Genomic DNA, 4,050 nt, shown 5'->3' with positions numbered 1-4,050 from the left:
AGGGCACGACCTCCTTCGCCGAGGCCCAGCGGAAGCCCGGCGGCGACACCGTCGCCTGGGCAGACCTGGGCCTGCGGGACGCCGACAACCTCGCCTGGAAACTGGCCCTGGCCTGGCACCACGGGCCGCACGAGGCTCTCCTCGACAGCTACCAGACGGAACGGCGGGCGGTCGTCGCCGCCCGGCTCCGCGCGGCCGACCAGGCGCTGCCGCTGCTGCGCGGCGGTGGAGGACTGCGCGCCGTCGTCCCCGGCTCGTCCCGGGGCCACGACGCTCTCCTCACGGAGGGTCACTTGGGGCAGGGCCAGCTCGGCGCGCCGGGGGCGTACGCCGACTCGCCTCTCGCACCCCAACGCCTCGAAGGGGAGGTGCCGGTCGACACGCCGCTCGGTACCCCGGTCACCGATGTACGGGTCACCGCGGAGGACGGCACCTTCGTACGGCTGCGGGACCGGCTCGGCCGCGGTGCGCTGCTCGTCGTACTGATCGCGCCGGGCACGGGTGTCTGGGAGCGCAAGCACTGGGTCAGCGCGGGCATCATGCCGCAGCTCGCGGCGGCGGTCACGGCACTTCCGCACCCGGCCGAGTTGCTCGTCGCCGAGAGGTATCCGGGCGCCGCCGCGCACACGGTGCTGCTGGTGCGCCCCGACGGGCACCTGGTGACCGCGCTGAGCGGGGTGCGCCCGGCCGATCTGTACGCGGCGGCGGAGGCCACGGTCGGCGGACCGATGAATGCGCAGGCGGAGGCCGGTGCCTCGGCCGGTTCGCGCTGAGATCGGCACCGGAGCGATGCGATCACTGTCACGGTGCGTCCGCATGGTGACAGTGAGTCGACCTGCCTGGGCGGCCGTGGTGTACTCCGGTGCGTGACCGACACCTGTGTGCGCCTGTGGCGGAGGGTCCATATGGGCCTCCTCCGCTATGCGGGCTGCGTGTGTCGCCCGTCCTGCTGACTTCGCGTTCCCTCCCTCTGCGCGTGCCGTGCTCTGTCTGCCGGCTGCCGCGCCTTGCTCGCGAGCCCTCATCAGGACCTTCAGGACGGCACCCGTGTCGCGTCCGGGCGGGCTACGAGCGGGATTCGAAGCGCGGGAGGCCTACGAGGCTGCCCAGTCCGGCGACGCGCTCCTGGTCGACATCCGTTACGCCGCCCTGCGCGAACGGGACGGTCTCATCCCCGGCGCCCACGTCGTCGAGCGCAACGAACTGGAATGGCGCCTCGACCCCCAGGGCAGCCACCGCCTCCCCGAGGCCACGAGCCACGCCCTGCGCATCATCGTGCTCTGCAACGAGGGCTACGCGTCCAGCCTGGCGGCCCAGTCCTTGCACCAGCTGGGCTTGCACAGGGCCACGGACCTGGTCGGGGGGTTGGCTTGGCGCGGGGCGGGGTTGCCGGTGGAGTGACCTCTGGTTGACTGCGGAGGGCTGGGCTTGTGGGGGGGGCTGGTTCTGCGTGCCTCAGCCCTCAACGCAGTGCGTCAGGTGCTCGCGTCACCGTCTGGCCCTGCGTACTCCAAGCCCTACGCACCCCTCAGAACCCCTCGTCCCCGAGAAACTCCGTGTCCTCCCCCTCCTCCTCCAGCGCTTGCCGGACCACCCTCAGGGCCATGCCCTCGGGGTATCCCTTGCGGGCGAGCATGCCCGCGAGCCGGCGGAGGCGTTTGTCGCGGTCGAGTCCGCCGGTGGAGCGGAGCTTGCGCGCGACGAGTTCGCGCGCGGTCTCCTCTTCCTGCTCGGAGTCGAGCTGGGAGACGGCTTCGTCGATCAGCGTCGAGTCGACGCCCTTGGTCCGCAGCTCCCGGGCGAGCGCGCGCCGGGCCAGTCCTCTGCCGTGGTGGCGGGACTCCACCCAGGCGTCCGCGAATGCACTGTCGTTGATGAGGCCGACCTCTTCGAACCGCGACAGCACCTCCTCGGCGGCGTCGTCCGGGATCTGCCGCTTGCGCAGGGCTTCGGCGAGTTGCTTGCGGGTCCGCGGGGTCCCGGTGAGCAGGCGCAGGCAGATCGCCCGAGCCCGCTCGACCGGGTCCCCTGGAGGTGCCTCCTGCTCGGCCCTCGACGAGGAGAGGGCACCTCCGTCCTCGGTATCAGCCGCCGCCTCGCCGACGCCACGCCGACGACGACCGCGCCTGCCCCGCGGCCCGCCGTCACGCGAGCCGCCTCTGGCTGAGCCGCACCCGTACGGCTCGGGGTCGCCCCCGTCCTCGTACAGCCCGTCACCCTCGTACGGCATGTCCCCGGGGTCTTCCACCCCGTCCACGGCTGAGCCCGTGTCGCCTCCGGTGCCCCTCCCCCGTGGGACACCGGAGGTGGCGTACTCGTACTCCGCCCAGTCGGTTCGCCGTGTCACGGATCAGCTCTTGGCTGTGGCGGCCTTGGACTTGGCGGTCTTGGCCGGTGCCGGGACGGGGACAGCCGGGGCCGCGTCGGCCGGTGCGGAGACCGCGGCGTCCGTGCCCGGCTCGGCGGCCGGCTCCTCGGGACGCACCCCGACGCCGAGCTTCTCCTTGATCTTCTTCTCGATCTCGTTGGCCAGGTCGGGGTTGTCCTTCAGGAAGTTGCGCGCGTTCTCCTTGCCCTGACCGAGCTGGTCGCCCTCGTACGTGTACCAGGCGCCGGCCTTGCGGACGAAGCCGTGCTCCACACCCATGTCGATCAGGCCGCCCTCGCGGCTGATGCCCTGGCCGTAGAGGATGTCGAACTCGGCCTGCTTGAAGGGCGGCGCGACCTTGTTCTTGACGACCTTGCAGCGCGTGCGGTTACCGACCGCCTCCGTGCCGTCCTTCAGGGTCTCGATGCGGCGGATGTCGATGCGCACCGAGGCGTAGAACTTCAGTGCCCGGCCACCGGTCGTGGTCTCCGGGGAGCCGAACATCACGCCGATCTTCTCGCGGAGCTGGTTGATGAAGATCGCGGTGGTCTTGGACTGGTTGAGCGCGCTGGTGATCTTCCGCAGCGCCTGGCTCATCAGACGGGCCTGCAGACCGACGTGACTGTCGCCCATCTCGCCCTCGATCTCCGCACGCGGGACGAGCGCGGCGACGGAGTCGATGACGATGAGGTCGAGGGCGCCGGAGCGGACCAGCATGTCCACGATCTCCAGGGCCTGCTCCCCGTTGTCCGGCTGGGAGAGGATGAGGTTGTCGATGTCGACGCCGAGCTTCTTCGCATACTCGGGGTCGAGTGCGTGCTCCGCGTCGACGAAGGCGACCTGGCCGCCGGCCTTCTGCGCGTTCGCCACCGCGTGCAGGGTCAGGGTGGTCTTACCGGAGGACTCCGGTCCGTAGACCTCGACGACGCGGCCGCGCGGCAGGCCGCCCACGCCGAGGGCCACGTCGAGGGCGGTGGACCCGGTCGGAATGACCTCGATGGGCTCGTTCACCCGGTCACCCATGCGCATGACCGCGCCCTTGCCGAATTGCCGTTCAATCTGTGCGAGTGCGGCATCCAGGGCCTTCTCGCGGTCGGTTCCTGCCATGGGTTCCACCCGATTTGCTTGAGTCGATCGCTTCACGTCAAAGACGCTAACGCCTGCCACTGACAATGCGCCCCGACGCACGTCCAGCCTGTGGATAACTCGGGCACTTCTCTACCCAAAGTACGTCGAAATGCCCTTCGTTGAGCTTCGCCGGCGCCTCCATCAGAATGGATGTTCGATTTTCGTGTCAAGCGCACCACGCGGCACCGCCTACCCTGATCGCGGCGGCGCGCACCCAGGGGGAGAGACGGATGTGTCGGATCGCCGCAGCGGGCAGGGAAGCCGCCGTCGCGCGGTTCCTCCAGGAGTTCCCGCAGGCCCCGCCGCCGTCCGGTCGGGATCACCCGGCGCTCCGCGGCTGCGACGACATCGCCTGGGCGGACTTCCCCGGGTGCCCCGCCGGTGTCGGGGCCCTCATGCGCGGTCTGCTCGATCCGGCCGCGGCTTCCGAGGCCGAGCGGGTGCTCTGCAACGTCCTGATGGACGGTGTCTTCCGGTTGGGCCCGGCCATGCCCGCAGCCCTGCCGTTCCTGCTCCGTCTCGCCGCCGATCCGGCGCTGCCGGAGCGGGCCGAA

Annotated in this window: 4 protein-coding genes and 1 pseudogene; 3 read left to right on the top strand and 2 right to left on the bottom strand. The window is 70.8% G+C overall.

Annotated features, from left to right (window positions below; translation table 11 throughout):
• Both ABZ281_RS40830 and ABZ281_RS40825 read left to right on the top strand, forming a co-directional pair.
• A partial coding sequence (locus ABZ281_RS40830) for an FAD-dependent monooxygenase (protein WP_356663025.1) occupies nucleotides 1-773 on the top strand: 773 nt, incomplete at its 5' end.
• A gap of 274 nt (nucleotides 774-1,047) precedes the next feature.
• Nucleotides 1,048-1,401: a rhodanese-like domain-containing protein gene (locus ABZ281_RS40825; RefSeq protein ID WP_356663024.1), complete on the top strand. Its 354-nt coding sequence runs from the start codon at nucleotides 1,048-1,050 to the stop codon at nucleotides 1,399-1,401.
• 127 nt (nucleotides 1,402-1,528) lie between these two features.
• Here ABZ281_RS40825 and recX read toward each other — a convergent pair whose 3' ends face one another.
• Nucleotides 1,529-2,347 (bottom strand): recombination regulator RecX, encoded by an 819-nt coding sequence (recX, locus tag ABZ281_RS40820; RefSeq protein ID WP_356663023.1) that lies wholly within the window; start codon nucleotides 2,345-2,347, stop codon nucleotides 1,529-1,531.
• Nucleotides 2,348-2,350: 3 nt separating this feature from the next.
• Nucleotides 2,351-3,475, bottom strand: coding sequence for a recombinase RecA (gene recA / locus ABZ281_RS40815; RefSeq protein WP_356663022.1), 1,125 nt, complete (start codon nucleotides 3,473-3,475; stop codon nucleotides 2,351-2,353).
• A 251-nt stretch (nucleotides 3,476-3,726) separates the two neighbouring features.
• On the opposite strand from recA, the pseudogene ABZ281_RS40810 reads away from it, so the two are divergent.
• A pseudogene (locus tag ABZ281_RS40810) lies at nucleotides 3,727-4,050 on the top strand (hypothetical protein); the annotation flags it as partial.

The organism is Streptomyces sp. NPDC006265 (genome assembly GCF_040613555.1).
Classification (GTDB): Bacteria; Actinomycetota; Actinomycetes; order Streptomycetales; family Streptomycetaceae; genus Streptomyces.
Note: the sequence above shows the minus strand (reverse complement) of the source record. Positions and strands in the feature narration are given on the sequence as shown.

Bases quoted from the DNA above. Each gene is read 5' to 3' on its own strand.
- recA (WP_356663022.1), bottom strand. From the start codon at position 3,475: ATGGCAGGAACCGACCGCGAGAAGGCCCTGGATGCCGCACTCGCACAG.